This window comes from Actinophytocola sp. (assembly GCF_036002505.1).
Classification (GTDB): domain Bacteria; phylum Actinomycetota; class Actinomycetes; order Mycobacteriales; family Pseudonocardiaceae; genus DASYTH01.
In genome coordinates this window covers 1-26059 of the sequence record NZ_DASYTH010000369.1, presented here as the reverse complement: position 1 = coordinate 26059, position 26059 = coordinate 1, and the positions used below count along the sequence as shown (strand labels likewise).

The window sequence follows — 26059 nt, the reverse complement described above, 5'->3', positions numbered from 1 at the left end:
AAGCGGCGGCGGGTTACCCGGCTCGCCGGCACATCGCGCTGGACACGCGACGGAAGTCCACGTGGCGACGTGCCACGAGGAGGACTTCGGTCGCGGTGGACATGGCTTCGAGAGTGCCATGCGTCCCACGCGTGGTCCACCGCCATCCGCATACTGGGACGCTTTTGACCTGCGCCACACTTGGGGTATGGCTTCCGTGCTCCCCGACGGGGAACCCGCTCCGGCCGACGGGGCGCTGCCGCCCGCGGCGCTGGCCGGGCTGGGGCGCCGCCCGTTCGGGGTGTACGTGCACGTGCCGTTCTGCGCGACCCGGTGCGGGTACTGCGATTTCAACACCTACACGGCGGGGGAGCTGGGCACGGCGGCGTCGCCGGGCTCCTGGCTGGAGGGGCTGCGCCACGAGCTTTCCCTTGCCGCGCGGGTGCTTCGGACACCGCCGCCGGCGGGCACGGTGTTCGTCGGCGGGGGCACGCCGTCGCTGCTCGGCTCGAGCGGACTGACAGCGGTGCTCGAGGCGGTGCGGGACGCGTTCGGGCTTGCGCCCGGCGCGGAGGTGACCACGGAGTGCAACCCGGAGTCGACCTCGCCCGAGTTTTTCGCCGGGATCCGGACGGCCGGGTACACCCGGGTCTCGCTCGGCATGCAGTCGGCCGCGCCGCACGTGCTGGCGGTGCTGGACCGCACGCACACGCCGGGCCGGCCGGTCGCCGCGGCGCGGGAGGCCCGGGCGGCGGGGTTCGAGCACGTGAACCTGGACCTGATCTACGGCACGCCGGGGGAGCGGCCGGCGGACCTGGCCGCATCTCTGGACGCGGTGCTCGCCGCCGGCGTCGATCACGTCTCGGCCTACGCGCTGATCGTGGAGGAGGGCACGGCACTGGCCCGGCGGATCCACCGCGGTGAGCTGCCGGCGCCGGACGACGACGTGCTGGCGGAGCGGTACGAGCAGGTGGACGCCGCGCTGTCGGCGGCCGGCCTGCACTGGTACGAGGTGTCCAACTGGGCGGCGGGCCCGGACGCCTGGTGCCGGCACAACCTGGGCTACTGGCGGGGCGGCGACTGGTGGGGCGCCGGTCCGGGTGCGCACAGCCACGTGGGCGGGGTGCGCTGGTGGAACGTCAAGCATCCGGCGCGCTACGCGGCCCTGCTCGCGACGGGCTCCTCGCCGGCCGCCGGGCGCGAGGTGCTGTCCACAAAGGACCGTCAGGTCGAGCGGGTGATGCTGGAGCTACGGCTCTCCGACGGCCTCGCGGTGGATCTCCTGGACAAGCCCGGTCAGGCCGAGGCCCGGGCCGCCGCGGCCGAGGGCCTGCTCGAACCCGATGCCATGGCCGGCGTCAACGGCCACTTCGGCCGCTGCGTGCTCACCCCGCGCGGCCGCCTCCTCGCCGACGCGGTGATCCGCCGCCTGGTTTAGGAGTGCGATGAAGGGGGCCTTTCTCACCCCGGGCGTGAGGAAGGCCCCCTTCATCGCACTGTCGCCGTTGTTGCCGTGGGTCACGGGCGAGGCTCGGCTCGCAGGCCGTACATGAGGCGGCCGATCACGGCGGCGTACTCGTCGCGTACCCGAGGTTTGTCCGGTTCGGCCGCCTCGGCGAGGGCGAGGCCGGCGGCGCCGAGCATGTGGAAGGTGATCGAGGTGGTGGTGGCAAGCGGTTGCCGCTCGAGGTACCCGCTGTCCATGAGCGCACCGATGAGCTGCGAGATCAGGCCGTAGGCGTACCGCTCCTCGCACTCCCGCCACCGGTGCCAGCCCAGGGCGAGCGGCGCCTCGCGCCAGACCACCTTGCCGTAGACCGGATCGCAGCACTCGTCGAGGAACACGTTGAGCGCCGCGATGGCGCCCTGCCAGGGGTCGGCCGCCCGCGCCGCCGCGGCCGCGGAGCGCTCGACCACGCCGGTCTCCAGCTGGTCGAACACGGCTTCGAAGAGCGCGGTCTTGCTGGTGAAGTGGTGGTAGACCGCGCCGCGGGTGGCCTGGATGTCGGCGGCGACATCCTCCAGCGAGGTGCCGGCGAAGCCCCGCTCGGCGAACCGGCGAGTGGCCGCCTCGATCAGCGCCGCCCGGGTGGCCTGCGAGTACTGCTCGCGCCGGCTCTTGACAGTGGACACGCGCGGAGTATATGACATACATAGCGTATGTTACCGACGCTGAGTAGGTGATGGGGTTGACCGACTCGTGGAACCGAAGCCACCGGCGCCACCGCCTGGTGCACGCCGTGCTGGAGGACATCGCCCGGACCGGGCGGCCGGAGATCGCGTCCCGGTTCCGCGCCGGCCTGGAGACCGAGTTCGGTGATCTCGGCGGTTTCCTGCGGGACGTGCGCCGGCGCTGGTACCGGGCGTTCGACGCCCGCCTCGACGCCGTTCTGGAGCAGGATCCGGACGATCTGACCGGCGCGGTCGCCGAGGTCCGGCGCGTGGTGGACGAGGTGATGCCCGCGGCCCGCCTGCTGCTCGACGCGCACACTGAGCACCCGGCATTAGAGGAACTGGACGAGCACCACCGGCGGACCCTTCTGGCCGCCACCGGACTGACCATGCAGGGGAGAAGGCATGACCGAGACATTCCGGCCTGAGGAGTTCCTGTTCAACCCGTTCGCACCGGGCTTCACCGACGACCCGTACCCGCAGTACCAGCGGATGCGCGAGGTCGACTCCGTGCACGAGCACCCGTTCGGGTTCTGGTTCCTCACCCGGCACGAGGACGTGTCCGCGCTGCTGCGTTCCGGGCTCTCGGTCGAGGAGCGCAACCTCGGTGGCGGGCTGGTCAAGGACCAGTACGAGCAGATGACCGGCAACGACGAGCGCAGCGTGCTGAACCTGTCCATGCTGGACCGCGACCCGCCGGACCACACCCGGATGCGCTCGCTGGTGACCAAGGTGTTCACCCCGCGCGCGGTCGCCGCCCTCGAGCCCGAGGTCACCGGGCTGGTCGACCTGGCGCTCGACCGCATCGCCGAGGCCGGCCGGGTGGACCTGGTCGAGGAGCTGGCGTTTCCGCTGCCGTTCGCGGTGATCTCGCGGATGCTCGGCATGCCGCCGACCGACCACGCGCGGATCCGGGAGCTGTCCGGGACGCTGGTCCGCTCGCTCGAGGTGGTGGTGGACGAGGACACCATGAAGGCGATCTACCAGGCCAGCCGGGAGCTGACCGAGATCACCCGGGACCTGATCGCCTGGAAGCGCGACAATCCGGCAGACGACCTGCTCACCGCGCTGATCGCGGCCGAGCACGAGGGCCAGGTGCTCAGCGACGACGAGTTGATCGCGCAGGTCGTGCTGCTGTACGTGGCCGGGCACGAGACCACGGTGAACCTGATCGCCAACGGGGTGGTGGCGCTGCTGCGGCACCCCGAGCAGCTCGCCCTGCTCCGCGAGCGACCGGACCTGATCGGCAACGCGGTGGAGGAGTTCCTCCGCTACGACAGCCCGGTGCAGCAGACCCGGCGCATCACCACCGCGCCGTATCCCTTGCGGGACAAGGAGATCCCGGCCGGCACGTTCGTGATCGCCTGCCTGGCCTCGGCCAACCGGGACGAGTGGCACTTCGGCGGCGACGCCGGCACGCTGCGGCTGGACCGGCCCGACGCGCACCAGCACGTCTCGTTCGGCGCCGGGCCGCACCACTGCCTCGGCGCCGCGCTCGCCCGGCTGGAGGGCCGGGTCGCGGTCGGCCGGCTGGTGTCCCGGTTCCCGAAGCTGGCGTTCGCCGGCCCGGTGGAGTGGAACGGCCGGATCAACCTTCGCGGCCCCGCGAAGCTGCCCGTTTCGGTGCGGTAAGAATCCCGCGAGTTCGACGCTCCAGCAACCGAGTTCGACGCTCAGGCAAGCGAGTTCGACGTTCGTGGCCTTATCCGGTGATCACGTCGGCGATGGCGTTGATGCCGTGGTCGAGCTCCTCGCGGGTGATCACCAGTGGGGGAGCCACGCGGAGGGTGGTGTCCTGGGTTTCCTTGCAGAGGACGCCGCGCTCCATCAGGGACTCGGAGACCGCGCGGGCGGTGGGGCCGCCGGGAGCGATCTCCACGCCGGCCCACAACCCGCGGCCGCGGACCTCGGCGACGCCGCGGCCGACCAGCTCGCCCAGCCGGGTGTGCAGGTGCTCACCGAGGATCCGGGAGCGCTCCTGGAACTCGCCGGTGGACAGCAGCCGGATCACGGCCCGGCCGACCGCGCAGGCCAGCGGGTTGCCGCCGAAGGTGGAGCCGTGCTCGCCGGGCTTGAGCACGCCGAGCACCGCGGCGCTGCCGACGACCGCGGACACCGGCAGGATCCCGCCGCCCAGCGCCTTGCCCAACGTGTACAGGTCGGCCCGGACGCCGTCGTGGTCGAGGGCGAACAGCGGACCGGTGCGCGCCAGCCCGGACTGGATCTCGTCGGCGATGAGCAGCACGTTGTACTCGTCGCAGATCCGGCGCACCTCGTGCAGGTAGCCGGCGGGCGGCACGATCACGCCGGCCTCGCCCTGCACCGGCTCGACCAGGACGGCGGCGGTGCGGTCGGTGATCACGGCTTCGAGGGCTTCCGCGTCGCCGTACCTGACCACGGTGAAGCCCGGGGTGAACGGGCCGAAGTCGTTGCGGGCCACGGGATCCGTGGAGAACGAGACGATCGTGGTGGTGCGGCCGTGGAAGTTGGACCCGGCCACCACGATCTCCGCGGTGCCGTCCGGCACGCCCTTGACCCGGTAGGCCCACTTGCGGGCCACCTTGAGCGCGGACTCGACGGCTTCAGCGCCGGAGTTCATCGGCAGCACCATGTCCGTGCCGGTGAGCCGGGCCAGCTCACGGCAGAACAGGCCGAGCTGGTCGTGGTGGAACGCCCGGCTGGTCAGCGTGACCCGGCCGAGCTGCTCGACCGCGGCGGCGACGAGCGCCGGGTGGCGGTGCCCGAAGTTGAGCGCCGAGTAGCCGGCCAGGAAGTCGAGGTAGGACCGGCCGTGCACGTCGGTCACCCAGGCGCCCTCGGCTTCGGCGATCACCACCGGCAGCGGGTGGTAGTTGTGCGTGCTCCACCGCTCGTCGAGGGCGACGAACTCGGCCGCGGACCGCGGCGCCTCGTCCGTGGTGGGGTCCATGGGATCCGCAGTGAGGGTCATATCACCAGGTTAGGGCAACATCAACGGAGGATTCATCCGCCGGGCATTGCGTCTGACGTCACTTCATTGCGCCATCTGCCTGATACACGATCGATTGTTGCACCGGTGGCAGCCCGTGCGGATCTGGTTATGCTCCGCCCATGGCGAAGAAAGCGCAGGCCACGCCGTCGGTCCGGGATGCGCTGCGGGTTCCGCCGGGTGCCGCCGGCGTCCCGCTGGAGCCCGGCTCGAGGCCGGTCGGACCGCGCGCCAGGGCCGACGGGGCCGAGGCGATGGCGGCCACCGGCGCCCGGCTCGCCGAGCTGCAGGAGGCGCTCTACGCCGAGGGCGTGACCGGCGGCCACCGCAGTGTCCTGCTCGTCCTGCAGGGCATGGACACCTGCGGCAAGGACGGCACGATCAAGCACGTGTGCGGCCAGGTGAACCCGCAGGGCCTGCACATCGCCGCGTTCAAGAAGCCGACCAAGGCGGAGCTGCGCCACCACTTCCTCTGGCGCATCCGGCGCCGGGCCCCGGCGCCCGGCATGATCGGCGTGTTCAACCGCTCGCACTACGAGGACGTGCTCGTCGCCCGGGTCAACGCGCTCGTCCCGGAGCACGTCTGGCAGGGCCGCTACGACGAGATCAACGAGTTCGAGGCCGAGCTGACCGCGGCCGGCACCACGATCGTCAAGTGCTTCCTGCACATCTCCGCCGAGGAGCAGAAGGAGCGCCTGATCGCCCGGCTCAGGGATCCGGCCAAGCAGTGGAAGTACAGCCCCGACGATCTTGACGCGCGGGACCACTGGGCGGAATACCAGGAGGCCTACGCCGCCGCCCTGGCCCGATGCTCCACCGTGGACGCTCCGTGGTACGTCATTCCGGCCGATCGCAAGTGGTACCGCAACTGGGCGGTCAGCAACCTCCTCCTCGAAACCCTCGAGGAGCTCAAACCTCAAACCCCCACGCCCGGCTTCGACCCTCAAGCCGAGCTCGCCCGGCTACGCGGATCCGGCCAGCCCGGGTGAGCTGGCGCCGGGTTCGGTGGTCCTGACATCGATCGTGCCGAACCGCCTGCCGTCGGTCACGAATGGGCACGTTCGCTCGGCGACGATCACCAGCCGGTCGGCCAGCTGTTGTGGCACACCGGGCACCGCGACGGTGATCTCGACGGTCAGCCGCGGCGCCGCCACTGTGCCGTCGATGCCCACCTCGACCGTGACCGACGCGTCGTCGACACGGACGCCGTGTCGGGTGGCCGCGGCGGCCAGCGCCCGAAAGAAGCACACGACGAGCGCCGTGCCGTAGCTCTGCTGCGGCTGTCGACCGGTCGGGCCGGGAAGCGGCGCGAAGAGCCGGGTGGTCAGCGCCGGCTTGGCCCGCTCCCCGGTGCCGAGCGGGCCTCGACCCACCGCGACGATCAGTGGAATCGGCATCAGTCGGCGTATGCGCCGGAGCCGCCGTTGGCAAGGCACGCCAGGCAGGCGCCGATGAACGCGGCAGCCAGCAGCCCGCCGGCGATGGACAGCACCTCCGTCAGACCGACCGCGGCGGCCACCTCCGCCAGCGTGGCTTCCGTGGCAAGGGTCTCGGCGGTGGCGAGCGCGCTCTGCAGGGCCCGCACGGCGGCGAGCGCCACCCCGGCATCGCCGTACCACGAATCCGGAATGGGGATACCCAAGTCGCGCATGCACTCCCCGAAATCCTGGGTCGGGCCAGGCCCGTTGTCGGTGGGGCCGCGACCCTCGCTACCGCCGTCGTACCCCCCAGCGCCGCCAGCCCCGTCACCGAGATAGGTGGCCGGGTCGGCATACCCGTACCCCTCGTCGGTACTGGCCGGGTCGGCATAGCCCGGATCGAAACTCGCCTGTGCGCCGTCACCGCTGTCCGGGTCGTAGCTCGCCTGTGTCTCCGGGACGGGCTGCCATTGGCTGCCATCCCACCAGTAGTAGCCGTCCTCGGACAGTTGTGCGCCCTCGGGAATGGTCATTGATCCGCCCTCCGCCGGTGAACCTCCAGTTCACTGTGGCCAGTGCGCGGGGTCGTCGTCGCGGGCACAGGTGCGGCTCAACGGGTGTTGTCAAGTACCCAAGTGGGCAGCCTATTTGGGTGCCTGGCCACATCCGGCCCGGATGCTCCACCGTGGACGCTCCCTGGGTACGTCATTCCCGCCGACCGCAGCCGAGCTCGCACGGCTGACGGGTACAGGCGGGCTAGTCGCCCCATCGGGCGGCCGGGCACGTCTCATGGGGCGCACCCCGGATCGTTTCGCCGAGGGTGTCCAGCGGAGACGATCGACGCATCGCCCGCGACTGAGGGAGTGAGAGAACATGTCCGAACCTTCGGGAGACGTCCAGTACTCCGAGGATGGCAACTACTGGTGGGACGGCACGGAATGGCAGCCGGTCCAGAGCCAGGATGGAAGCGACGGCTCGCAGCAGAGCGACCCGGTCGTTGACTTGTCGCAGTTCCCGACCATTGCGGCCCTGATGCAGGTCGGCAGCACCGAGGAATGGCTTCAGTACATCGGGGTCGACCCGAGCGTCCTGAGCCCGCAGTGACCACAAGGCCTTTTTGCTAGGAGGGAAAAGACATGTCTGACGACCCGTGCCAGGATCAGCGGGAAAACTACGACAAGGAGATCGCCCAGGCGATCGTCGCCGTTGCCGCCGCCGCGGCGGCAGCCCCGGAAACGCTCGGCCTGTCGCTGCTCGTCGGCGCGCTGCTCGGCGGCTACAGCGGCTACGCGATCGCCACCGCGCACAACCAGCTGGCCCGCTGCCTGCGCGACCACGGCCTGAGCGCCGAGGCCGACGTCCTCGACGACGTGGGTAGCCGGTTCGAGAACGAACTGGCTCTGCTGGAGTCGCAGGCCAACGCCGCCATGGCCTGACCCGCGAAGGGTCAGTCCAGCTTGTTGATGATCTCGTCGCCGTAGGCGGCGAGGGTGTGCTCCTTCGCGTCGTGCATGAGGTAAAGGGAGAACTGGTCGACCCCGAGGTCGGCGAGCTCTTCCAGGCGCGCGATGTGGGCGGAGGCGGGTCCGAGCAGGCAGAAGCGGTCCACGATCTCGTCCGGCACGAAGTCGGTCGAGGGGTTCCCGGCCTTGCCGTGGTGGGCGTAGTCGTAGCCCTCACGGCCCTTGATGTAGTCGGTGAGCTCACGCGGGACCGGGCCGGACTCGCCGTAGCGGGCGACCAGGTCGGCAACGTGGTTGCCGACCATCCCGCCGAACCAGCGGAGCTGGTCGCGCTGGTGGGCGACGTTGTCGCCGACGTAGGCCGGGGCGGCCACGCACATCGTGATGCCGCCGGGGTCCCGGCCCGCGGCGGCCGCGGCCTCGCGCACCGCGCCGATGGTCCACCGGGCGATGGCCGGGTCGGCCGTCTGCAGGATGAAGCCGTCGGCCTGCTCGCCGACCAGCTTGAGCGCCTTCGGGCCGTAGGCGGCCATCCAGATCTCCAGCCGGCCGTCGCGCACCCACGGGATCTTGACCGCGGCGCCGTGCAGCTGAGCCTCGCGGCCCTCGGCCAGCTCGCGGATCACGTACATGGACTCGGCCAGCACGGCCAGCGAGGCCGGCCGCTGACCGATCACCCGCCGGGCCGAGTCGCCCCGCCCGATGCCGCACACGGTGCGGTTGCCGAACATGTCGTTGAGCGTGGCGAACAGCGACGCGGTGACCGACCAGTCCCGGGTGCTCGGGTTCGTCACCATCGGGCCGACGATCATCGACGAGGTCTGCGCGAGGATCTGCGAGTAGATCACGAACGGCTCCTGCCACAACACGCAGGAGTCGAACGTCCAGCCGTACCGGAAGCCGCGCCGCTCGGCGTCGACCATCAGCCGGACCACCTCGCGCGCCGGCGGGTCGGTCTGCAGCACCACCCCGAAGTCCATTGTGGACGCTCCCTGTCAGTTGAGGTACTGGGAAAGCTCGCGCGCCAGGAACTTTCCGTGGCTCTCCCGGCCGTGGAACTCCCCGCCGGAGACGACGACCGAGCCCCGGGAGAGCACGGCGTCCACCCGGCCGGTGAGCTCCCAACCCTCGTAGGCGGAGTAGTCGACGTTCATGTGGTGCGTGGCCGCGGACAGCGTCTGGGTCGCCGCCGGGTCGTACACCACGATGTCCGCGTCCGCGCCCGCGGTGATCACGCCCTTGCGCGGGTAGAGCCCGAACATCCGGGCCGGCGTGGCTGAGCTGATCTCCACCCAGCGGGCCAGCGTGATCTCGCCGCGCACCACCCCCTGGTGCAGCAGGTCCATCCGGTGCTCCACACCCGGCATCCCGTTGGGAATCTTGGAGAAGTCGCCGCGGCCGAGCTCCTTCTGGTCCTTGAAGCAGAACGGGCAGTGGTCGGTGGACACCACGCACAGGTCGTTGGTGCGCAGGCCGCGCCACAGGTCGCTCTGGTGGTCCTTGGGCCGCAGCGGCGGCGAGCAGACGAACTTGGACCCCTCGAAGTCCGGGCGGGCCAGGTCGTCCAGGGACAGGAACAGGTACTGCGGGCAGGTCTCGGCGAACACGTTCTGCCCGGTGTCCCGCGCCTCGGCCACGGCGGTCAGGGCGTGCCGCGAGGACAGGTGCACGATGTAGAGCGGCGCGCCGGTGACCTTGGCGAGCTGGATGGCCCGCGAGGTGGCCTCGCCCTCCAGCTCCGGCGGCCGGGTGATGCCGTGGTGCACCGGATCCGTGCGCCCGCTGGCGATGGCCTGCGCCACCAGCTGGTCGATGGCGATGCCGTTCTCCGCGTGCATCATGATCATCGAGCCGGTCTCGGTGGCCTTCTGCATCGCCAGCAGGATCTCGCCGTCGGTGGCGTAGAAGACCCCGGGATAGGCCATGAACATCTTGAAGCTGTTCACCCCGGCGTCGATGCAGGACTCCATCTCCTTCAACGAGGTGTCGTTGACGTCGGAGATGATCATGTGGAAGCCGTAGTCGACGGCGCAGTTGCCGTCCGCCTTCTCGTGCCACTTGTCCAATGTGGCCAGGAGCGAGGTTCCCTTGGCCTGCACGGCGAAGTCGATGATCGTCGTGGTGCCGCCCCACGCGGCCGCCGTGGTGCCGGTGGCGAACGTGTCCGCGGAGAACGTGCCGCCGAACGGCATCTCCATGTGCGTGTGCGCGTCGATCCCGCCCGGCAGCACATATTTCCCGGCGGCTTCGATGATCGAGTCGGCTTCCGGGAACACGCCCGGTGCGGTCACCGCGGCGATCGTTTCACCGTCTACCAACACATCCGCCGCCACCGCGCCGTTCGCGTTGACGACCGTTCCGTTGCGAATGAGGGTGCGCATTGCTGTCACGCCTTTGTCAGTGAGTCGTAGGTGTCCGGCCGGCGGTCCCGGTAGAACGCCCACAGGTCCCGAACCTCGGCCAGCCGGCCCATGTCCAGGTCGCGAACCACGACCTCCTCCTCGGTGTCCGAGGCGGCCTCGCCGACCATCTGGCCGCGCGGGTCGACGAAATAGGACTGGCCGTAGAAGTCGTTGTCGCCCAACGGTTCCACCCCGACCCGGTTGATCGTGCCGACGTAGTACTCGTTGGCCACCGCGGCGGCCGGCTGCTCCAGCCGCCACAGGTACTCGGACAGCCCGCGGCTGGTGGCCGACGGGTTGAACACGATCCGGGCGCCGGCCAGGCCCAGCGCCCGCCAGCCCTCCGGGAAGTGCCGCTCGTAGCAGATGTAGACGCCGATCCGGCCGACCGCGGTGTCGAACACCGGGTACCCGAGGTTCCCGGGCCGGAAGTAGAACTTCTCCCAGAACCCCTTCACCTGCGGGATGTGGTTCTTGCGGTGCTTGCCGAGGTAGGTGCCGTCGGCGTCGATCACCGCGGCGGTGTTGTAGTAGACGCCGGGCTGCTCCTGCTCGTACATCGGCACCACGAGCACCACGTTGTGCTGGTCGGCCAGCTCGCACATGAGCTGCGTGGTCGGCCCGTCCGGGATCTGCTCGGTGTAGGAGTAGTAGTCCGCGTCCTGCACCTGGCAGAAGTACGGGCCGTAGAACAGCTCCTGCAGGCAGACCACCTGCGCGCCCTGGGACGCGGCCGTGCCGATGGCGCTGACCGCGTTGGCGATCATCGACTCCTTGTCGCCGGTCCACCGCTGCTGGACCAGACCGGCCCTGACGATCTCTGCCACAGTGTTTTCTCCTTCTATGCCGCTGCCGGTTCGGGTGACGCCACCGGCTCCCGGCGCTGAGCCGGGCGGGACAGCACCACGAACGTGAGCAAGCTTGCCACCAGACCGACGACCCAGCTGTAGTCGTAGAGCGGCTTGAGGACCGGGATCAGCCCGTCTGCCGGGAACGGCCCGTTGTACGCCCCGCCGACGGCGAGCACCGCTCCGATCCCGGTGGCCACGATTGCCCGCCAGTTCCACCCGGCGCTGTACCAGTACCGCCCGTTCGGGTCGTACAGCTCGGCGACCGCGAGCTCGGTCCGGTCCCGCAGCCAGTAGCCGGCGATCAGCACGCCGGCCACCGCGCCCAGCACGCCGCCGTAGAAGCCGAGCCAGGAGAAGATGTAGACGTTCGGGTCGGAGATCAGCCGCCACGGCTGGATCACGATCCCGATCACGCCGGTGATCAGCCCGCCGAGCGCGAACGTGATCCGCTTGGGGAAGGCGTTGGAGAAGTCGTAGGACGGGCTGACCACGTTGGCCGCCAGGTTGCACGACACCGTGGCGAACACCAGGGCGAACAGCGCCACGACCACCACGACCGGGCTGGAGAACCGGGCGGCGAGCTGCGACGGGTCCCAGATCGCCTCGCCGTAGAGCAGCTGGCCGCCGGAGGTGGTCAGGATCGCCACGATCGCGATGAACGACATCGTGGTCGGCAGGCCGAGGATCTGCCCGCGCACCTGCTGGCGCTGCCCGCCGCCGAACCGGGTGAAGTCCGGCATGTTCAGCGACAGCGTGGACCAGAACGCGATCATGGCCATCAGCGTCGGCGCGAAGACCTTCCAGAAGTCCGGGCCCCAGCCGAGCTTGGACGGCGCGGACAGGATCGGACCGAACCCGCCGGCCTTGACCAGCACGTAGCCCAGCAGGATCAGGAAGCCGACCGAGACCAGCGGCGCGGTCCAGTTCTCGAACCGGCGGATGGCGTCCATGCCCCGCCAGATGATCAGCATCTGGAACACCCAGAACACCGCGAAGCACAGCCACAGCGTCCAGTGCTGGCCGGCGACCATGGCCGAGCCGGTCCACGAGTCCCCGATCAGCTTGCCCAGGATCACGTTCAGCGCCTCGGCGCCGACCCAGGTCTGGATGCCGAACCAGCCGCAGGCGATGAACGCCCGCAGCAGCGCGGCCAGGTTGGCGCCGCGCAGACCGAAGTAGGCCCGGGAGAAGACCGGGAACGGGATGCCGTACTTGGTGCCGGCGTGGCTGTTCAGCAGCATCGGGATCAGCACGATCAGGTTGCCGAGGGTGATCGTGACGAACGCCTGCACCCAGTCCATGCCCAGCGCGATGAGCGAGGCGGCCAGCGTGTAGCTGGGGATGTTGTGCGCCATTCCCATCCACAGCGCGAAGTAGTTGTACGTGGTCCAGGTGCGTCGCTCGATCGGCACCGGGGCGAGCTCCGGGTTGTAGAAGCGGCTCCGCTCGATCGTGCTGTGGTCGGGAAGGTCCACGCGTCCGTCGTCGTGCGTGGTGGTGAGGGGGATGGTCGCCATGTGCCTACTCCGGTGCTCGGGCCAGCGGCGGGAGTTCCATCCCGGCATCGTGGGTGTCCGGAGCACCTGGGGGCAGTGTCACAGTGTTAACCGTTGATCTACTCGGTGAACATTGTGTTAGTTGCGCGAGTTTGCCCGTCCGTGCGTTCCCGTTTGCCCGATTGGTCACGCCGTAGGCCGTGGGGCGTGATCGGCCCGGCTGGCAGCGTCGGGCCAGGTAGCGGTGGCGGGAAAGGGGCTCGTGATGGCGGACACCGACCAGGTCGAGCTGACCGACGAGGAGCGCGCGGTCGCCCACGAGCTGAACCTGGGGCCGGAGGACCTGCTCAAGCTGCCGGACTACATCAAGCTGGCCAAGGAGCTGGGCCTCGACCTCAAGGACCTGCTGGTCAACAAGAACACCAGCGCCATCAGCGTGGTCAACCGCACCCAGCACACGCTGCACTTCATGTCGGAGACCCGGGAGCACAACGGGCAGACCGGTGCTGGGGCGCTGAAGATCCTGCCGCCCAACCAGATCGGGCCGGGGGAGACCGGCACGTTCCTGTCCGGCGAGTCGCCGTCCAGCTTCCTCGGCCTCGGCGGCGACGAGGGCTGGGTCGTGTACGCCGTCGGCGCGCCCGAGCACAGCCAGTGGACGATCCACTGGAACAACCCGGAGGGCAAGACCCCTGGCGAGGACGCCGACAACCACGCCGACGCGGAGATCGTCTTCCCGAACGGGCAGACCGAGCCGGACGGCACGGTGATCGACTACAAGTTCACCGTGGCGTTCGCGCAGACCGGCTCCACCCTGGTGCCGTTCGAGTTCGTGTTGCTGGAGGAGGGTTTCGGCGGCGGCCCGGACGGCGTCGTGGACAAGAACTCGTGCGTGATCACGATCATGAACGAGACGAAGGAAACCCTGTTCCTCAACGAGACGCACTTCAACGACGGCGACATCGTCTCGTTCCCGGACGACGAGATCCCGCCGGACGGCCAGACCACGTTCACCGTGTCCGAGAAGCTGCGGCCGGACCACCGCCGCGAGGGCGTCAGCGGGTTCGCCCGCTACTCGGTCACCCAGGACCCGGCGCACGCGCTGTGGACCGTGCAGTGGATCAACCCGGAGCAGGGCCCGAACACCGCCAACGACCGCCTGGACGGCGCCAGCGTGGACCGGTACCAGACCGGCCCGCCGCTGATGCCCAGCGACCAGAAGGAGAACACCCCGGTCCGGTTCGTGCTGCGGGACCACGGCGGCGGTGGCGGAGGCGGCGGTGGCGGGGGCGGGGGCACCGAGCCGAAGGAGACACCGCCGCCGGAGACCGACGAGCCGACGCTGCGGATCGGGGACAAGGGCGTCGACGGCTGGGTCGAGTACCTGCAGGAGCTGCTGGTCGCCGCCGGCTACCAGGTGAGGATCGACGGCGACTTCGGCCAGGGCACGCTGACCGCGGTGCTGCGCCTGCAGCAGGACCGGAGCCTGCAGCACGACGGCATCGTCGGCAACCAGACCTGGGCGTCGCTGCGCAGCGAGGACGCGCGCCCGCCGAGCACCGACGGACGTGTCCCGCACACCTACACCGAGCAGGGCCCGGAGGCGCGCTGGATGCAGGAGGACGACTGGGTCTTCTACAACGACGGCGTGGACCAGCTCGAGGTCTTCGCCTTCAACGTGGGAAACGAGCCGATCGAGGCGAACCGGTTCGTCGCGACCGCGGACCTGGTCCGGGACTCCGACGGCAGGTCCGTGCAGGTGCACCTGTTCGGCCCGTTCGGCGTCCCGGCCGCGGTCGGCGAGATGTTCACCTTCGCCCTCCCCGATGCCAGCAACAACATCGGTACCGGCGCCTGGCGCCTGCACGCCTGGCTGCCCGCTGAGCTGGGCGGCGACGACCACAACGGCACGTTCACGATCTAGGGGCCGGGGTGCGATGAAAGCGTCGTTCCTCACCGTGAGCGTGAGGAAAGCGTCGTTCATCGCACTGCCGGCTGAACACGCCCTTAAAACTTGAACACCCCGTCGCTTTCGCTGAACGCGAAGCACAGGTTGGCGTAGGTGCGCTCGAACTCCACCACCATGTCGTTCCATTTGCCGCCGACCTCGACGGTCACCGGTTGGTACACCTCTGGGCAGATCAGCTCGCGGTCGGGCAGCGCGTCGAGGTCGCCGTCGGCCTCGGTGAGCGAGGCGCATGCATCCTCGGCCTCGGTGTGGCTGCCACCCGTCGGCTCGCACTTCAGGGTCACCTCCGAGCCCACCGGCCAGGACGTGTCCTCGCCGTCGTACGCGGTGATCACCAGCGACGAGGCCGAACCCGCTTCGGTGGCGGCGGCCGGGATACACAGCATGGCGGTGGCGATCGCGGCGGCGGCCGCTCCGAGCAGTGTTGGACGCATGATCTTGTTATCGGCAGGTGACGGGCATCACTGGCCACCGGATCGGGTGGTCATCGCGAGCAGGGCGACGTGCAGGGAGAGCACCGACTCGGGGTCGTCCAGGGAGACGCCGAGGACCTGCTCGATTCGGGCCAGCTGCTGGTAGTAGGCGGTGCGGGACATGTGCGCCGCGCTGGCGGCGGCGGACTTGTTCCCGCCGTGCTCGCAGTAGTGCCGCAGCGCCTCGACGAGGCGGCTGCCGTGGCTGGCGTCGCGGGCGAGCAGCGGCCCGAGCTCGCGGTCGGCGAACGCGGCGACCCGGTCGTCCTCGGCCAGCAGTTGCAGCAGGCCGCGCAGCCGGACGTCCTCGAGCCGGTGGAAGGCTCGGCCGTCCGGGGAGCCGGCGGTGCGCAGGGCGGCCTGCGCGACCTGGGCGGCCTCCATCAGGCTCCGGCGGGCCTCGGCCACCGTCGCCACCGTGCTGCCGACCGCGATCACCACCGGCAGCGCGCGCGGCGCGGCGGCGGCCGCGTGGTGGATCTCCTGGGTCAACCGGCGCAGCACCGCGTCGGCGTCGGCCTGCGGGGTGAGCGAGAGCAGCGCGCGCACGCTGGTGTCGTCGATGACCCCGACCAGCGCCGCCACCCGGGCCCGGCGGGCGGCGAGCGCGGTGGCCTCGGCCAGGTCGCGCAGCACCTCCTGGGTGGCCATGGAGCGTGCCGGTTTGATCATGACGGTGGTGCTCGGCCGCACCGACATGCCGAGGAGTTGTCTGCGCTGCAACGGAAACCCGAGCGCGGTGGCACGCGCGGTGAGGTCGCCGGGCGGGGTGGGGGAGGCCAGCAGCTCGGTCAGCAGGGTGCGGTGCGCATGCCGCTCCAGGCCCTCCCGGTCCCGGGCGACCAGCCGGTGCACGGCCAGCGCCGACGCGGCCCGCTCGGCGATCACCAGCTGCCGGTGCTGCGGCGGCTCCGGGCAGTGCAGCACCAGCCGGCCCCAGTCGTTGCCCCGCGCGCCGACCACGGTGACCAGCCAGCCGGCGTCGCCGTCGTAGCTGGTCCGCTCGGTGACGGTGACCGCGCGGGACCGCCGGGCCCAGTCGGCGAGCAGCTCGCCCGGGTCGAGGCCGGCCGTGTCGTAGGCCAGCACGTCGTGCGCGAGCGTCTCCAGCACCACCGGCAGCCCGGAGGCCCGGGCCACCTCGCGCAGCACCTCGGCCGGCTCCGCGCCGGCCACGGTGAGCGCGGTGAACGTCTCGTGCACCTGCTCCGCCGCGCGCAGCTCGGCCACCTGGGCGTCCACGATGAGCCCGACCACGGCCTCGGTCACCGCCACGAACCGGGTCTCCCGGGACAGGGTGACCAGCGGCATACCGTGCCCCTCGGCCGCGGCGACCAGCGCGTCGGGCAGCGCCTCGTGCCAGTGCCGGACCAGCTCGACCACCAGCCCGGCCACCCCGGTCTCGGCCAGCTCGTCGACGTACCTGGTCAGCGCCACCGGATCATCGGGCAGCGCGATCCCGGTGGTCAGCACCAGCTCGCCGCCCCGCAGCAGGTGCGCGATGTCGGCGACCTCGGCCACGTGCACCCACCGCACCCGCCGGCGCAGTCCCGCCGCGCCGGCCACCACCCGCGGCCGGCCCTGCCGGATCACCGGCAGCGCGAGCGCGTCGGACACGGTCGGGTACATGGACACAGACTGTAAAGCGCGGGCGGCGACGGTGATACAGGTTGTCCATGGCGGTCCGCCCGTGCCGCCGCCACACTCGGCGTATGGCCCTCATCGACCGGCACCGCGCCGTGCTGCCGAACTGGATCGCCCTGTACTACGCCGACCCGATCGAGATCGTGCACGGTCACGGGCGGCGGGTCACCGATGCCAACGGCAAGAGCTACCTCGACTTCTTCGCCGGCATCCTGACCAACGCGCTCGGCTACGACGTCGCGGAGGTCGGCGACGCGGTGCGCAAGCAGCTGGACACCGGGATCATGCACACCTCGACGCTGTACCTGATCCGCAACCAGATCGAGCTGGCCGAGCGGATCGCGGAGCTGTCCGGGATCCCGGACGCGAAGGTGTTCTTCACCAACTCCGGCACCGAGGCCAACGAGACCGCGCTGATGCTGGCCACCCAGTTCCGGCGCAGCAACCAGGTCCTGGCGATGCGCAACTCCTACCACGGGCGGGCGTTCGGCACCGTGGGGATCACCGGAAACCGCGGCTGGTCGGCAAGTTCCCTGTCGCCGGTGAAGGTGAGCTACGTGCATGGCGGTTACCGTTACCGCAGCCCGTTCTCCGCACTGTCCGATGTGGACTACATCAGGGCGTGCGTGGAGGACCTGCGCGAGGTCATCCAGACCACCACCTCCGGGGACGTGGCGTGCATGATCGTCGAGCCGATCCAGGGTGTCGGCGGGTTCACCCTGCCCCCGGACGGGTTGTACGGCGCGTTCGCGGACGTCCTCGCCGAGCACGGGATCCTGCTGATCTCCGACGAGGTGCAGACCGGGTGGGGGCGCACGGGCGAGCACTTCTGGGGCATCCAGGCGCACGGCGTGGTGCCGGACCTGATGACGTTCGCCAAGGGGCTGGGCAACGGGCTGGCCATCGGCGGCGTGGTGGCGCGGCCGGACGTGATGGACTGCCTGACCGCCAACTCGATCTCCACGTTCGGCGGCAACCCGCTGGCCACGGTCGGCGCCCGGGCGGTGATCGACTACGTGTTCGACCACGACCTGCAGGCCGGCGCCGCCAAGCTCGGCGCGCGGCTGATCACCGGGCTGCGGGCGATCGCCGAGCGTTACCCGGTGGTGGGTGACGTGCGGGGCAAGGGCCTCATGGTCGGCGTCGAGCTGGTCGAACCGGGCGGCCGGACGCCGAGCGTCGCGGCGGCCGCCCGGGTGCTCGAGGAGACCCGGGCGCGCGGCCTGCTGGTCGGCAAGGGGGGCCTGCACAACAACGTGATCCGGCTGGCGCCGCCGATGACGGTGACCGAGGACGAGATGGACGAGGCGCTCGGCGCCCTCGAGGGTGCGATCGCCGCGGCACAGGAAGGGAAGTAAGCCGTGTCAGATGGGCCGTGTCTGATGGAACATCGCGGACGGGTTGACATAGCCTCGTGCCGGCCAACGGAACCTCAGGGGACCGTGACGGTACCCAGCCACAATCATCCCGACAGCCGCAGCGTTCGCTGGAACGTAACCACCGCATTGAATTCCGGGGAGGCGGACTAGTGACCAAGCGGATCAGCCACTGGATCGACGGGAAGCCCTGGGCCGGCGTGGCCCAGCGGACCGGTGAGGTGTACGACCCGGCGACCGGCCAGGTGTCCGGCCGCGTGGACTTCGCCTCACCATCCGAAGTGGACGAGGCGGTGTCCGCGGCCGCGCGCGCGTTCGCGGGCTGGCGGGACACGTCGCTGGCTGCCCGGTCCAACGTGCTGTTCGCGTTCCGGGAGCTGCTCAGCGCCCGCCGCCGAGACCTCGCCGAGATCGTCACCGCCGAGCACGGCAAGGTCCTCGACGACGCGGCCGGGGAGATCCAGCGCGCGCTGGAGGCGGTCGAGTTCGCCTGCGGCGTGCCGCACCTGCTCAAGGGTGGGTTCAGCGAGAACGTCTCGCGCCGGGTGGACGTGTACTCGATCCGCCAGCCCCTCGGTGTGGTCGGCGTGATCTCGCCGTTCAACTTCCCGGCCATGGTGCCGCTCTGGTTCGTGCCGAACGCCATCGCCTGCGGCAACGCGGTCGTGCTCAAACCGTCCGAAAAGGACCCGTCGGCGTCGAACTTCGTGGCCGAGCTGTGGGCCGAGGCGGGACTGCCGGACGGCGTGCTGAACGTGCTGCACGGTGACAAGGTCGCGGTGGACGGGCTGCTGACCCATCCGACCGTGCGCGGCATCTCGTTCGTCGGCTCCACCCCGATCGCCCGCTACGTCTATGAGACCGGCACCCGGCACGGCAAGCGCGTGCAGGCGCTGGGCGGCGCCAAGAACCACATGGTGGTGCTGCCCGACGCCGACCTCGACCTGGCCGCGGACGCCGCGGTGTCGGCCGGGTTCGGCTCGGCCGGCGAGCGCTGCATGGCCATCGCCGTCGTCGTGGCGGTCGGCCCCACCGGCGACGAGCTGGTCGGCAAGATCTCCGACCGGATGGCTCGCCTGCACGTCGGCGACGGCCGCCGCACCGGTTGCGAGATGGGCCCGCTGGTGACGGCCGCGCACCGGGACCGCGTCGCGTCCTATGTGGACTCCGGCGTCGGGTCAGGCGCGACTTTGGCGGTGGACGGCCGCGACCACCCGGTGGACGGCTCCTCAGACGGCTTCTGGCTCGGCCCCACCCTCTTCGACCACGTCCGCCCGGACATGTCCATCTACACCGACGAGATCTTCGGCCCGGTCCTCTCCGTGGTCCGCGTCCCCACCTACGAGTCCGCGGTGGAACTGGTCAACGCCAACCCCTACGGCAACGGCACCGCGATCTTCACCAACGACGGCGGCGCCGCCCGCCGCTACCAGAACGAGATCGAAGTCGGCATGGTCGGCGTCAACGTCCCGATCCCGGTCCCGGTCGGCTACTACTCCTTCGGCGGCTGGAAGGACTCCCTCTTCGGCGACACCCACGCCTACGGCCCCGACGGCATCCACTTCTTCACCCGGAACAAGGTCGTCACCAGCCGCTGGCTCGACCCCTCGCACGGCGGTGTCAACCTGGGCTTCCCGCGCAACGACTAGAAATCTGCCGACCGATATAAGGTGAGCAGGTTCACCCTGTATCGCGTTTTCGGGAGTGCGGATCTCGATGGGCAGCGGCGATGTCGGGCGCGTGTTCGTCAGCTACCGTCGGGACGAGACCCGTCACCTGGTCGGCCGGCTCGGCGACCGGCTGGCTGACGAGTTCGGGGCGGGCCACGTCTTTGTCGACGTCGACTCCATTCCGGCGGGGGTCGATTTCGCCGAGACCATCGAGCGCGAGCTCAGCACGTGTGCGGTGCTCCTGGCCGTCATCGGACCCGGCTGGATCGACGCTCTCGACGAGCGGGGTCGGCGGCGGCTGGAGGACCCGGACGATTTCGTGGTACTGGAGATCCAAACCGCCCTGGAGCGCGGTGTCCGGGTCATTCCCGTTCTCGTTGACGGTGCCCGGATGCCCCGGCGAGATGAGCTTCCGGACCAACTGGCCACATTCGCCCGGCGCAACGCGATCCGACTCGACCATGACACGTTCCGCTCGGATCTCAGCAATCTGCTGACGCAGTTGAAAGCTGTTGTCGACGAACCCCGCCGGGAAGCGCCGCGGCCGGCCGCGGCGCCACGATTGCTGGCCGATCGCTATGAGCTGGGTGAGACGCTCGGTCACGGCGGCATGTCCGAGGTTCATCGAGGACGCGATGTCCGCCTCGGCCGTGACGTCGCGGTGAAGGTTCTCCGCGCCGATCTGGTTCGCGACCCGCTGTTCCGGGAGCGGTTCCGGCAGGAGGCCACAAACGCCGCCAGGCTCAACCATCCGGCCATGGTCGCGGTGTACGACACCGGAGAGACTCCCAGTGACTACGGCCCGGAGCCGTTCATCGTGATGGAGTACGTGGCCGGCCGGACGCTGCGGGAGATCGTGCGGACCGAGGGTCCATTGCCGGGCCAGCGCGTCGTGGAGATCATGGCCGATGTCTGCGCCACGCTGGACTTCGGTCACCGGCACGGGATCGTGCACCGGGATCTGAAGCCGGGCAACGTGATGATCACACTTACCGGCGCGGTCAAGGTGATGGACTTCGGCCTTCCTCGGGTGATCTCCACCGGCGAGACGGTCACTCCGGTCGCGGTGATCGGCACCGCGCAGTACCTCTCTCCCGAGCAGGCCCGAGGCGAGGCGGTCGATGCCCGCAGCGACGTCTATGCCGCCGGGTGCGTGCTGTTCGAGTTGCTCACCGGCGAACCCCCGTTCACCGGCGACTCCCCGGTTGCGGTGGCCTACCAGCATGTGCGCGAGGACCCCAGGCCGCCGTCCGCGCTGAACCCGCGGGTGAACCCGGCGCTGGACGCCGTCGTGCTCAAGGCGATGATGAAGCATCCGGCCGACAGGTACGTGTCGGCCGCCGAGATGCGCGCCGACCTGGTCCGAGTGCTTTCCGGGGAGCGTCCCCTCGCGCTCGCATACCCAGCCAACCACGGGCTCGACCCGGGGAGTGGCCAGGACGGACCCGGTTCGCGGCCACGCCGGTGGTTCAAAGGCACGGGCCGGTAGGCCCCACCCAGCCTCAGGGTTTGAGCGCCGGCAGGATCTCTGTGCATGGCTCCGATCGCGGTGGGACCGCTTCTGGTGGTTGTGCTCGGGTTCCTCGCTCTGGCCGGCACGGTGGTGGTGTGGCTGGGGCGGGTCGGCGACGGGCGGGCGGTGCTGTTCGCCGCGGTGCGGGCGACCGTCCAGCTTGCCGCGGTGTCGTTGCTGATCACGGCGGTGCTCGGATCGCCGTGGGGAACGGCGGGGTTCGTGGTGGTGATGTTCACGGTGGCGGCGGGCACGTCGGCGCGGCGGATCGGCACGGTGCGGACGGCGTGGCGGGCCGGGGTGGCGATCGGGGGCGGGGTGGTGCCGGTGCTCGCCCTGCTGCTCGGGACCGGGTCGGTGGCGATGCGGCCGGTGGTGCTGATTCCGGTGGCGGGCATCGTCATCGGCGGGGCGATGACGGCGACGTCGCTGGCCGGGGTGCGGGCGCTCGGCGAGCTCACCGCGCGGTACGGCGAGTACGAAGCGGCGCTGGCGCTGGGTTTTCTGCCGCGCGGCGCGGCGTTGGAGATCAGCCGGCCGTCGGCGGGGCAGGCGTTGATCCCGGTGCTGGACCAGACCCGGACGGTCGGGGTGGTGACGCTGCCCGGCGCGTTCGTCGGGGTGCTGCTCGGCGGTGGCAGCCCGGTCCAGGCCGGCGTCACGCAGCTACTGGTGTTGATCTCGCTGCTGGCCGCGGAGTCGGTGGCCGTGCTGGTCACCGTCGAGATGGTCGCGCGCGGACTGCTGGGTCACATTGTGCACCACTGAAAGTCAGTGGGAACCACACTCCGTCATACACCCTCGGAGTACCAGTTGTTCCTGAGACAATCACCGGCGGTAAGCTCCGGGTCGGGTTGCGTGTGCACTGAGTGAGGGGAGGGATCGTCGTGCCGGAGGGAACCAGCACCGATCAGCAGGGTGGCGCCGAACCGTTGCCCCCGGACCAGCAGATCCAGCAGCAGATCTCGCTGGGCGCGGTGAAGAACTGGCTCGGCAACCTGTTCGGCCAGGATTGGGAGACCTCGGCCGGCGGCGGGGGCACCGGGGGCCAGTACATGTTCACCAGCCTCGCCGACCTGGACGCGGTGATCGCCCAGTGGAAGGAACAGAAAGAGGCCATCTTCGAGGACGGTCGAAAGATCCGGCAGGCCGCCGGCGCCATAGTGGCTCCCGCCGGTGATGGCATGAGCGGTGGCATGAAGGACTCATCCCTTGCGTCACTGAACGCGCTCTACCAACACAACCAGGAGATGTTCAAGTACGCGGACGAGTACATCAAGAAACTCGAGGCCAGCCGTGCGAGCATGGCCAACACAGACCAGAGCGGAAAGTCCACGATGGACAACGTCTACTAGGGACCGGGGCGTCACAGGTGAGCGTGCGCACGATCGTGTTCGGGATGGCTGTCGCGGCAGCTCTCGTCGCGGGTTGCTCGAGCAAGGAGTCCGGCAGTCCCACGGGGACCCCGGGTGGGTCCGGGTCGCAGCCGACCGACGACCCCACGTCCACTTCGAACCCGGGCGGGTCGGGCGGCGCGCCGAAGGTGACGGATCCGCTGGACGCGAGCAAGTTCATCAGCCAACCGTGCGGGGCGATCGCGCCCGATCAGCTCCAGGCGTTGCACCTTCCCGCTCAGGGCAAGCCCGACACCGACAGTGAGACGGCCAAGACCGCCGGGCCGGGCTGCTCGTGGTTCGATCGCGATGCCGGCTCGGGTGTCGAGATCGGTTTCCTGACCGCGAACAAGAACGGACTCTCCGACACGTACCAGGGCAAGGACCGGTTCAAAGGCTACTTCGAGCCGACCGAAGTGGACGGATATCCTGCGGTGCTCAACGACATCCAGGACTACCGCAGCGACGGTACCTGCAACATCACGGTCGGAATCTCCGACACGTCGGAGTTCCGGGTCGGCGTGCAGGACACGAAGTTGGGGGTCAAGTCCTGTGATCGAGCCAAGGAAGCCGCCGCGGCGGTGATCAAGACACTGAAGAAGGGGGCGTGACATGGACGGATCCGGCGCAAGCTCGTGCATGTCCGGTCAGGCGATCTACAACAACTTCCAGAACGGCGTCGGCGGCACCGGGATGTCGACCGCATCCAAGCAGATCCAGGACCTGGTCAAGAGCTACGAGCAGCGGGCTCAGTCGATCACGACGCTGACCATGAAGATGGAGTCGGCCTGGCAGGGCGACGCCGGCGGGGCGGCACAACGGGGCGCCGGTCCGCTGGCGGTCGAGCACGGGGTGGCCGCGCCGGACATGAACATCGCGCAGGACACGCTGCAAAGCCAGGTGTCCGCGTTCAACACCGCCAAGAACTCGGTGATGAAGGTTCCGGACCAGCCGAAGGAGCCGAGCTTCTGGGACAACCTGACGTCCCTCGGCAGCGCGGGCGACTCCTACGAGCAGAAGTTGGACCAGTACAACTCGGCCAACCAGCACAACGTCACGGTGATGTCCTCGTACGAGACGGTCACCGGTCAGAACACGTCGGCCATGCCGACGTCGTACGGGTCCATCGAGCCGGACCACTCGGCGATCGGGGTGATGCAGCCGCAGGGCCCGGTGTTGCCGCCGGAGCCCCGGCCGGTCCCGCCGCAGCCGCGCGGGACGACCTCGGATCCCGGCAACTCGCCGACCCGGACGCCGACCTCGCCGCCCGGTACCGGCGGCACGGACGGCTCGACCGGGGGGACGGGCGGAACCAACGGAACCGACGGTGGGACCGGTGGGACGAATGGCGGGCGGACCGGTCCCGACCAGTACGTGCCGGGTCAGCCGCTGCCGGGACGGCCGGGTCCCGGCGTGCCGGTACCGACCGGGCCGGGCACCGGTCCCGGTGGGCCCGGGTTCGGCTCGGGTTTCCTGCCGGCGACCGGCTTCGGGCCGACCGGCGGGGGCGGCGGATCGGGCACCGGCACCGGGCCGGGCGGCCGCGGCGGTCTCGGCGGTCCTGGTTCCGGCGGGTCCGGTGCGCGCGGCTTCGGCCCGGGTGGCGGTGGCGCCGGTGGCGCCGAGGAGGGCGGCCGGCTCGGATCGCGCGGTGCCGCCGGCGGCTTGGGGGCCGGTGGCGCGGCGGCGGCCGAGGCCGCGGCGGCCCGAGGTGCGGCCGGCCCGGGTGGGCGCGGCGGCGCGGGCGGCGGCATGCCCATGGGCGGCGGCGCGCGCGGGCAGGGTGGCGAGGACGGCGAGCACCAGCGCCCGTCGTTCCTGGTCGAGGCCGACCCGGATGAGACGTTCGGAACCGACGAGGTCACCGCACCGCCGGTGATCGGCGAATAGCAGAAAGGGGGAGCGGCCGGTGGTGCTGCCGAAGCCGCTCACGCTCCCGGCCGAGGCCCTGGTCCGGCTGGTGGCGCTGGAGAATCTCGGCGAGCTGCACGTCACGCTGAAGCCGGCCGGTGTGTGGCGGCCCCAGCAGCTCGAGCACGAGGAGGAAACCGCGGCCCGCGCCGAGTTCGCCCGGATGGGGCTGTTCGACCGGCGCGGCCGGCTCGACGTCGAGGTGGTCGCCTCACTCGCCGTCCTGTGCCGCCCGGGCGCCGAGTTCTACGGCTGGATCACCACGGGCGGCAACACCGTCGCGGTCCTCGCCGCCGCCATCGGCCGCGAGGCGATCCTCGCCATCCGTGACGGAGACCTGGTGTCCCTGAGCCAGATCCGCCCGGAAACCCTGCCCGAGGCCCTCGTCGCCCAGACCGCCGACCTGCCGCCCGGCCGCGGCGAGGCGTTCAGCCTCATGCAGGCCGACGCGCTCGCCTCGGTCGGTGGCCGCCAGCGCACCGAGGCCGGCGTCGGCACCCGCCCGGCCAGCACCGAGGTCCGCCTCGCCCAGAAGATCGCCGAACTCCCCACCACCGGCGGCGGTCAACTCTCCGTCGCCATCCGCGACAGCCTCGGCCGCCGCCGCTCCAGCCCGCACCCCCTCCGCTTCGCCGACACCGCCTCCGGCCGCTGGCTCAACCTCATGACCCCGGTCAACGGCGGCGAAAACCGCATCCTCATCGCCCCCGCCAGCCGCCGCGACCTCGTGGTGCGGCTGCAGGAGATGCACCGGGCCCTGTCCGGGTAGCCGCGCCTGGGAGAATCCCGCTCCGTGGAGACCGTGGCGGTGGTGTTGCTGCTCGTCGGGGTGCTGGGGCTCGGGGTGGCCGGGTTCGTTCTGGTGCGGCTGCGGATCCAGGTGCGGGCGTTGGGGGAGCGGGCCGAGCGGGTGGCGCGGCGGGTGGAGGCGCTGCCGCCGGACCTGTCGCGGGTATTCGGCAACGAGGATCGGCACGTGATCTCGGTGGAGCTGCTCAACCTGTTCGAGTTGGCGCACCGGGAGACCTGGGTGGCCCGGCCGCTGTCGATGCTGACCCCGCGGCTGCTGCGGGACGTGATTCATCGCAGAGTGGTCGGCCGGGTGCGGGAGAACCTGACCGCGGCCGGGGTCGAGGCGGACGTGAGGCTGCACCGTGTCCGGTGAGCTGCTGCTGGCCGCCGGGTTGCTGCTGGTGCTCGCGGCGGGTGTGCTGTTGGCCGCGGTACTGCGGTTGCGGAGCAGGGCGCGGCGCGCGTCGTGGTTGCTGACCAGGGTGAGCGCGGCGCTCGGCGAGGCGGAGCGGGCCGGCCGGGTGCGGGCGGACCTGGCCGACACGACGTAGAGGTGCGATGAAGGGGG

The 26059-nt window shown here is 70.5% G+C and carries 26 protein-coding genes and 2 pseudogenes; 18 read left to right on the top strand and 10 right to left on the bottom strand.

From position 1 onward, the window contains the following. The first annotated feature begins 187 nt into the window (after positions 1 to 187). Positions 188 to 1417 (top strand): radical SAM family heme chaperone HemW, encoded by a 1230-nt coding sequence (gene hemW, locus VGR06_RS32605; RefSeq protein ID WP_327563024.1) that lies wholly within the window; start codon positions 188 to 190, stop codon positions 1415 to 1417. Positions 1418 to 1497: 80 nt separating this feature from the next. Here the strand turns inward: hemW and VGR06_RS32600 are convergent, their stop codons facing one another. After that, positions 1498 to 2112 (bottom strand): TetR family transcriptional regulator, encoded by a 615-nt coding sequence (locus VGR06_RS32600; RefSeq protein ID WP_327563023.1) that lies wholly within the window; start codon positions 2110 to 2112, stop codon positions 1498 to 1500. Between the two features lie 56 nt (positions 2113 to 2168). Between VGR06_RS32600 and VGR06_RS32595 the strand changes: the two genes are divergently transcribed. Next, complete coding sequence (locus VGR06_RS32595) at positions 2169 to 2579, top strand: hypothetical protein (RefSeq protein WP_327563022.1); 411 nt, start codon at positions 2169 to 2171, stop codon at positions 2577 to 2579. Next, positions 2557 to 3783: a cytochrome P450 gene (locus VGR06_RS32590; protein WP_327563021.1), complete on the top strand. Its 1227-nt coding sequence runs from the start codon at positions 2557 to 2559 to the stop codon at positions 3781 to 3783. Before VGR06_RS32595 ends, VGR06_RS32590 begins: the two co-directional genes overlap by 23 nt. 70 nt (positions 3784 to 3853) lie before the next feature. Here VGR06_RS32590 and rocD read toward each other — a convergent pair whose 3' ends face one another. After that, a complete protein-coding gene (gene rocD, locus VGR06_RS32585; RefSeq protein ID WP_327563045.1) occupies positions 3854 to 5080 on the bottom strand; it encodes an ornithine--oxo-acid transaminase in 1227 nt (408 codons plus the stop codon). A gap of 161 nt (positions 5081 to 5241) precedes the next feature. Here rocD and VGR06_RS32580 point away from each other — a divergent pair, with 161 nt between their 5' ends. Then, positions 5242 to 6108, top strand: a complete 867-nt coding sequence (locus VGR06_RS32580) for a PPK2 family polyphosphate kinase (protein ID WP_327563020.1) — start codon at positions 5242 to 5244, stop codon at positions 6106 to 6108. Here the strand turns inward: VGR06_RS32580 and VGR06_RS32575 are convergent. Further along, positions 6082 to 6516, bottom strand: coding sequence for an OsmC family protein (locus VGR06_RS32575; protein WP_327563019.1), 435 nt, complete (start codon positions 6514 to 6516; stop codon positions 6082 to 6084). The genes VGR06_RS32580 and VGR06_RS32575 overlap by 27 nt on opposite strands. Continuing rightward, on the bottom strand, positions 6516 to 7070 hold the full coding sequence (locus VGR06_RS32570) for a hypothetical protein (RefSeq protein WP_327563018.1): 555 nt from the start codon (positions 7068 to 7070) through the stop codon (positions 6516 to 6518). Before VGR06_RS32570 ends, VGR06_RS32575 begins: the two co-directional genes overlap by 1 nt. 340 nt (positions 7071 to 7410) lie before the next feature. On the opposite strand from VGR06_RS32570, the gene VGR06_RS32565 reads away from it, so the two are divergent. Further along, positions 7411 to 7641 carry a hypothetical protein gene (locus VGR06_RS32565; RefSeq protein WP_327563017.1) on the top strand — a complete coding sequence of 77 codons (231 nt, stop codon included), beginning with the start codon at positions 7411 to 7413 and terminating at the stop codon, positions 7639 to 7641. 32 nt (positions 7642 to 7673) lie between these two features. Next, on the top strand, positions 7674 to 7973 hold the full coding sequence (locus tag VGR06_RS32560) for a hypothetical protein (RefSeq protein WP_327563016.1): 300 nt from the start codon (positions 7674 to 7676) through the stop codon (positions 7971 to 7973). Between the two features lie 11 nt (positions 7974 to 7984). On the opposite strand, the gene VGR06_RS32555 is transcribed toward VGR06_RS32560, so the two are convergent. Genes VGR06_RS32555 through VGR06_RS32540 form a run of 4 tightly spaced genes read right to left on the bottom strand, consistent with a single transcriptional unit; the run spans position 7985 to position 12770 of the window. Then, complete coding sequence (locus VGR06_RS32555; protein WP_327563015.1) at positions 7985 to 8980, bottom strand: TIGR03842 family LLM class F420-dependent oxidoreductase; 996 nt, start codon at positions 8978 to 8980, stop codon at positions 7985 to 7987. A gap of 15 nt (positions 8981 to 8995) precedes the next feature. Continuing rightward, a complete protein-coding gene (hydA, locus tag VGR06_RS32550; RefSeq protein ID WP_327563014.1) occupies positions 8996 to 10381 on the bottom strand; it encodes a dihydropyrimidinase in 1386 nt (461 codons plus the stop codon). A gap of 5 nt (positions 10382 to 10386) precedes the next feature. Then, entirely contained in the window at positions 10387 to 11229 is an 843-nt protein-coding gene (locus VGR06_RS32545; RefSeq protein ID WP_327563013.1) for a nitrilase-related carbon-nitrogen hydrolase, read from the bottom strand. Positions 11230 to 11243: 14 nt separating this feature from the next. Then, complete coding sequence (locus tag VGR06_RS32540) at positions 11244 to 12770, bottom strand: NCS1 family nucleobase:cation symporter-1 (RefSeq protein ID WP_327563012.1); 1527 nt, start codon at positions 12768 to 12770, stop codon at positions 11244 to 11246. 244 nt (positions 12771 to 13014) lie between these two features. Here VGR06_RS32540 and VGR06_RS32535 point away from each other — a divergent pair, with 244 nt between their 5' ends. Further along, positions 13015 to 14673, top strand: coding sequence for a peptidoglycan-binding domain-containing protein (locus VGR06_RS32535; RefSeq protein ID WP_327563011.1), 1659 nt, complete (start codon positions 13015 to 13017; stop codon positions 14671 to 14673). 83 nt (positions 14674 to 14756) lie between these two features. Here VGR06_RS32535 and VGR06_RS32530 read toward each other — a convergent pair whose 3' ends face one another. Both VGR06_RS32530 and VGR06_RS32525 read right to left on the bottom strand, forming a co-directional pair. Next, entirely contained in the window at positions 14757 to 15152 is a 396-nt protein-coding gene (locus VGR06_RS32530) for an SSI family serine proteinase inhibitor (RefSeq protein ID WP_327563010.1), read from the bottom strand. Positions 15153 to 15179: 27 nt separating this feature from the next. Further along, complete coding sequence (locus tag VGR06_RS32525; protein ID WP_327563009.1) at positions 15180 to 16820, bottom strand: PucR family transcriptional regulator; 1641 nt, start codon at positions 16818 to 16820, stop codon at positions 15180 to 15182. An 83-nt stretch (positions 16821 to 16903) separates the two neighbouring features. On the opposite strand from VGR06_RS32525, the gene VGR06_RS32520 reads away from it, so the two are divergent. The 11 genes and pseudogenes from VGR06_RS32520 (at position 16904) to VGR06_RS32470 (ending at position 26042) form a co-directional block, all read left to right on the top strand. Then, positions 16904 to 18193, top strand: a complete 1290-nt coding sequence (locus tag VGR06_RS32520) for an aspartate aminotransferase family protein (RefSeq protein WP_327563008.1) — start codon at positions 16904 to 16906, stop codon at positions 18191 to 18193. A gap of 170 nt (positions 18194 to 18363) precedes the next feature. Continuing rightward, on the top strand, positions 18364 to 19860 hold the full coding sequence (locus VGR06_RS32515; RefSeq protein ID WP_327563007.1) for a CoA-acylating methylmalonate-semialdehyde dehydrogenase: 1497 nt from the start codon (positions 18364 to 18366) through the stop codon (positions 19858 to 19860). A 67-nt stretch (positions 19861 to 19927) separates the two neighbouring features. After that, a pseudogene (locus tag VGR06_RS32510) lies at positions 19928 to 20341 on the top strand (toll/interleukin-1 receptor domain-containing protein); the annotation flags it as partial. Between the two features lie 42 nt (positions 20342 to 20383). Then, positions 20384 to 21274, top strand: a pseudogene (locus VGR06_RS32505) (protein kinase domain-containing protein); the annotation flags it as partial. Between the two features lie 141 nt (positions 21275 to 21415). Beyond that, entirely contained in the window at positions 21416 to 22162 is a 747-nt protein-coding gene (locus tag VGR06_RS32500) for an ABC transporter permease (protein WP_327563006.1), read from the top strand. 119 nt (positions 22163 to 22281) lie between these two features. Beyond that, positions 22282 to 22749, top strand: coding sequence for a hypothetical protein (locus tag VGR06_RS32495; RefSeq protein WP_327563005.1), 468 nt, complete (start codon positions 22282 to 22284; stop codon positions 22747 to 22749). Positions 22750 to 22766: 17 nt separating this feature from the next. Next, entirely contained in the window at positions 22767 to 23399 is a 633-nt protein-coding gene (locus tag VGR06_RS32490) for a DUF3558 domain-containing protein (protein ID WP_327563004.1), read from the top strand. Position 23400: 1 nt separating this feature from the next. Then, positions 23401 to 24678 (top strand): hypothetical protein, encoded by a 1278-nt coding sequence (locus VGR06_RS32485; protein ID WP_327563003.1) that lies wholly within the window; start codon positions 23401 to 23403, stop codon positions 24676 to 24678. Between the two features lie 19 nt (positions 24679 to 24697). Then, entirely contained in the window at positions 24698 to 25468 is a 771-nt protein-coding gene (locus VGR06_RS32480; protein ID WP_327563002.1) for an ESX secretion-associated protein EspG, read from the top strand. Between the two features lie 24 nt (positions 25469 to 25492). Beyond that, entirely contained in the window at positions 25493 to 25864 is a 372-nt protein-coding gene (locus tag VGR06_RS32475) for a hypothetical protein (RefSeq protein WP_327563001.1), read from the top strand. After that, entirely contained in the window at positions 25854 to 26042 is a 189-nt protein-coding gene (locus tag VGR06_RS32470) for a hypothetical protein (RefSeq protein WP_327563000.1), read from the top strand. The genes VGR06_RS32475 and VGR06_RS32470 overlap by 11 nt, the downstream gene beginning before the upstream one ends. Positions 26043 to 26059: the final 17 nt, after the last annotated feature.

Coding starts and splice junctions, on each gene's coding strand:
- hemW (WP_327563024.1), top strand. CDS start 188: ATGGCTTCCGTGCTCCCCGACGGGGAACCCGCTCCGGCCGACGGGGCG.
- VGR06_RS32590 (WP_327563021.1), top strand. CDS start 2,557: ATGACCGAGACATTCCGGCCTGAGGAGTTCCTGTTCAACCCGTTCGCA.
- rocD (WP_327563045.1), bottom strand. CDS start 5,080: ATGGACCCCACCACGGACGAGGCGCCGCGGTCCGCGGCCGAGTTCGTC.
- VGR06_RS32580 (WP_327563020.1), top strand. CDS start 5,242: ATGGCGAAGAAAGCGCAGGCCACGCCGTCGGTCCGGGATGCGCTGCGG.
- VGR06_RS32575 (WP_327563019.1), bottom strand. CDS start 6,516: ATGCCGATTCCACTGATCGTCGCGGTGGGTCGAGGCCCGCTCGGCACC.
- VGR06_RS32570 (WP_327563018.1), bottom strand. CDS start 7,070: ATGACCATTCCCGAGGGCGCACAACTGTCCGAGGACGGCTACTACTGG.
- VGR06_RS32565 (WP_327563017.1), top strand. CDS start 7,411: ATGTCCGAACCTTCGGGAGACGTCCAGTACTCCGAGGATGGCAACTAC.
- VGR06_RS32560 (WP_327563016.1), top strand. CDS start 7,674: ATGTCTGACGACCCGTGCCAGGATCAGCGGGAAAACTACGACAAGGAG.
- VGR06_RS32555 (WP_327563015.1), bottom strand. CDS start 8,980: ATGGACTTCGGGGTGGTGCTGCAGACCGACCCGCCGGCGCGCGAGGTG.
- hydA (WP_327563014.1), bottom strand. CDS start 10,381: ATGCGCACCCTCATTCGCAACGGAACGGTCGTCAACGCGAACGGCGCG.
- VGR06_RS32540 (WP_327563012.1), bottom strand. CDS start 12,770: ATGGCGACCATCCCCCTCACCACCACGCACGACGACGGACGCGTGGAC.
- VGR06_RS32535 (WP_327563011.1), top strand. CDS start 13,015: ATGGCGGACACCGACCAGGTCGAGCTGACCGACGAGGAGCGCGCGGTC.
- VGR06_RS32530 (WP_327563010.1), bottom strand. CDS start 15,152: ATGCGTCCAACACTGCTCGGAGCGGCCGCCGCCGCGATCGCCACCGCC.
- VGR06_RS32525 (WP_327563009.1), bottom strand. CDS start 16,820: ATGTACCCGACCGTGTCCGACGCGCTCGCGCTGCCGGTGATCCGGCAG.
- VGR06_RS32520 (WP_327563008.1), top strand. CDS start 16,904: ATGGCCCTCATCGACCGGCACCGCGCCGTGCTGCCGAACTGGATCGCC.
- VGR06_RS32500 (WP_327563006.1), top strand. CDS start 21,416: ATGGCTCCGATCGCGGTGGGACCGCTTCTGGTGGTTGTGCTCGGGTTC.
- VGR06_RS32485 (WP_327563003.1), top strand. CDS start 23,401: ATGGACGGATCCGGCGCAAGCTCGTGCATGTCCGGTCAGGCGATCTAC.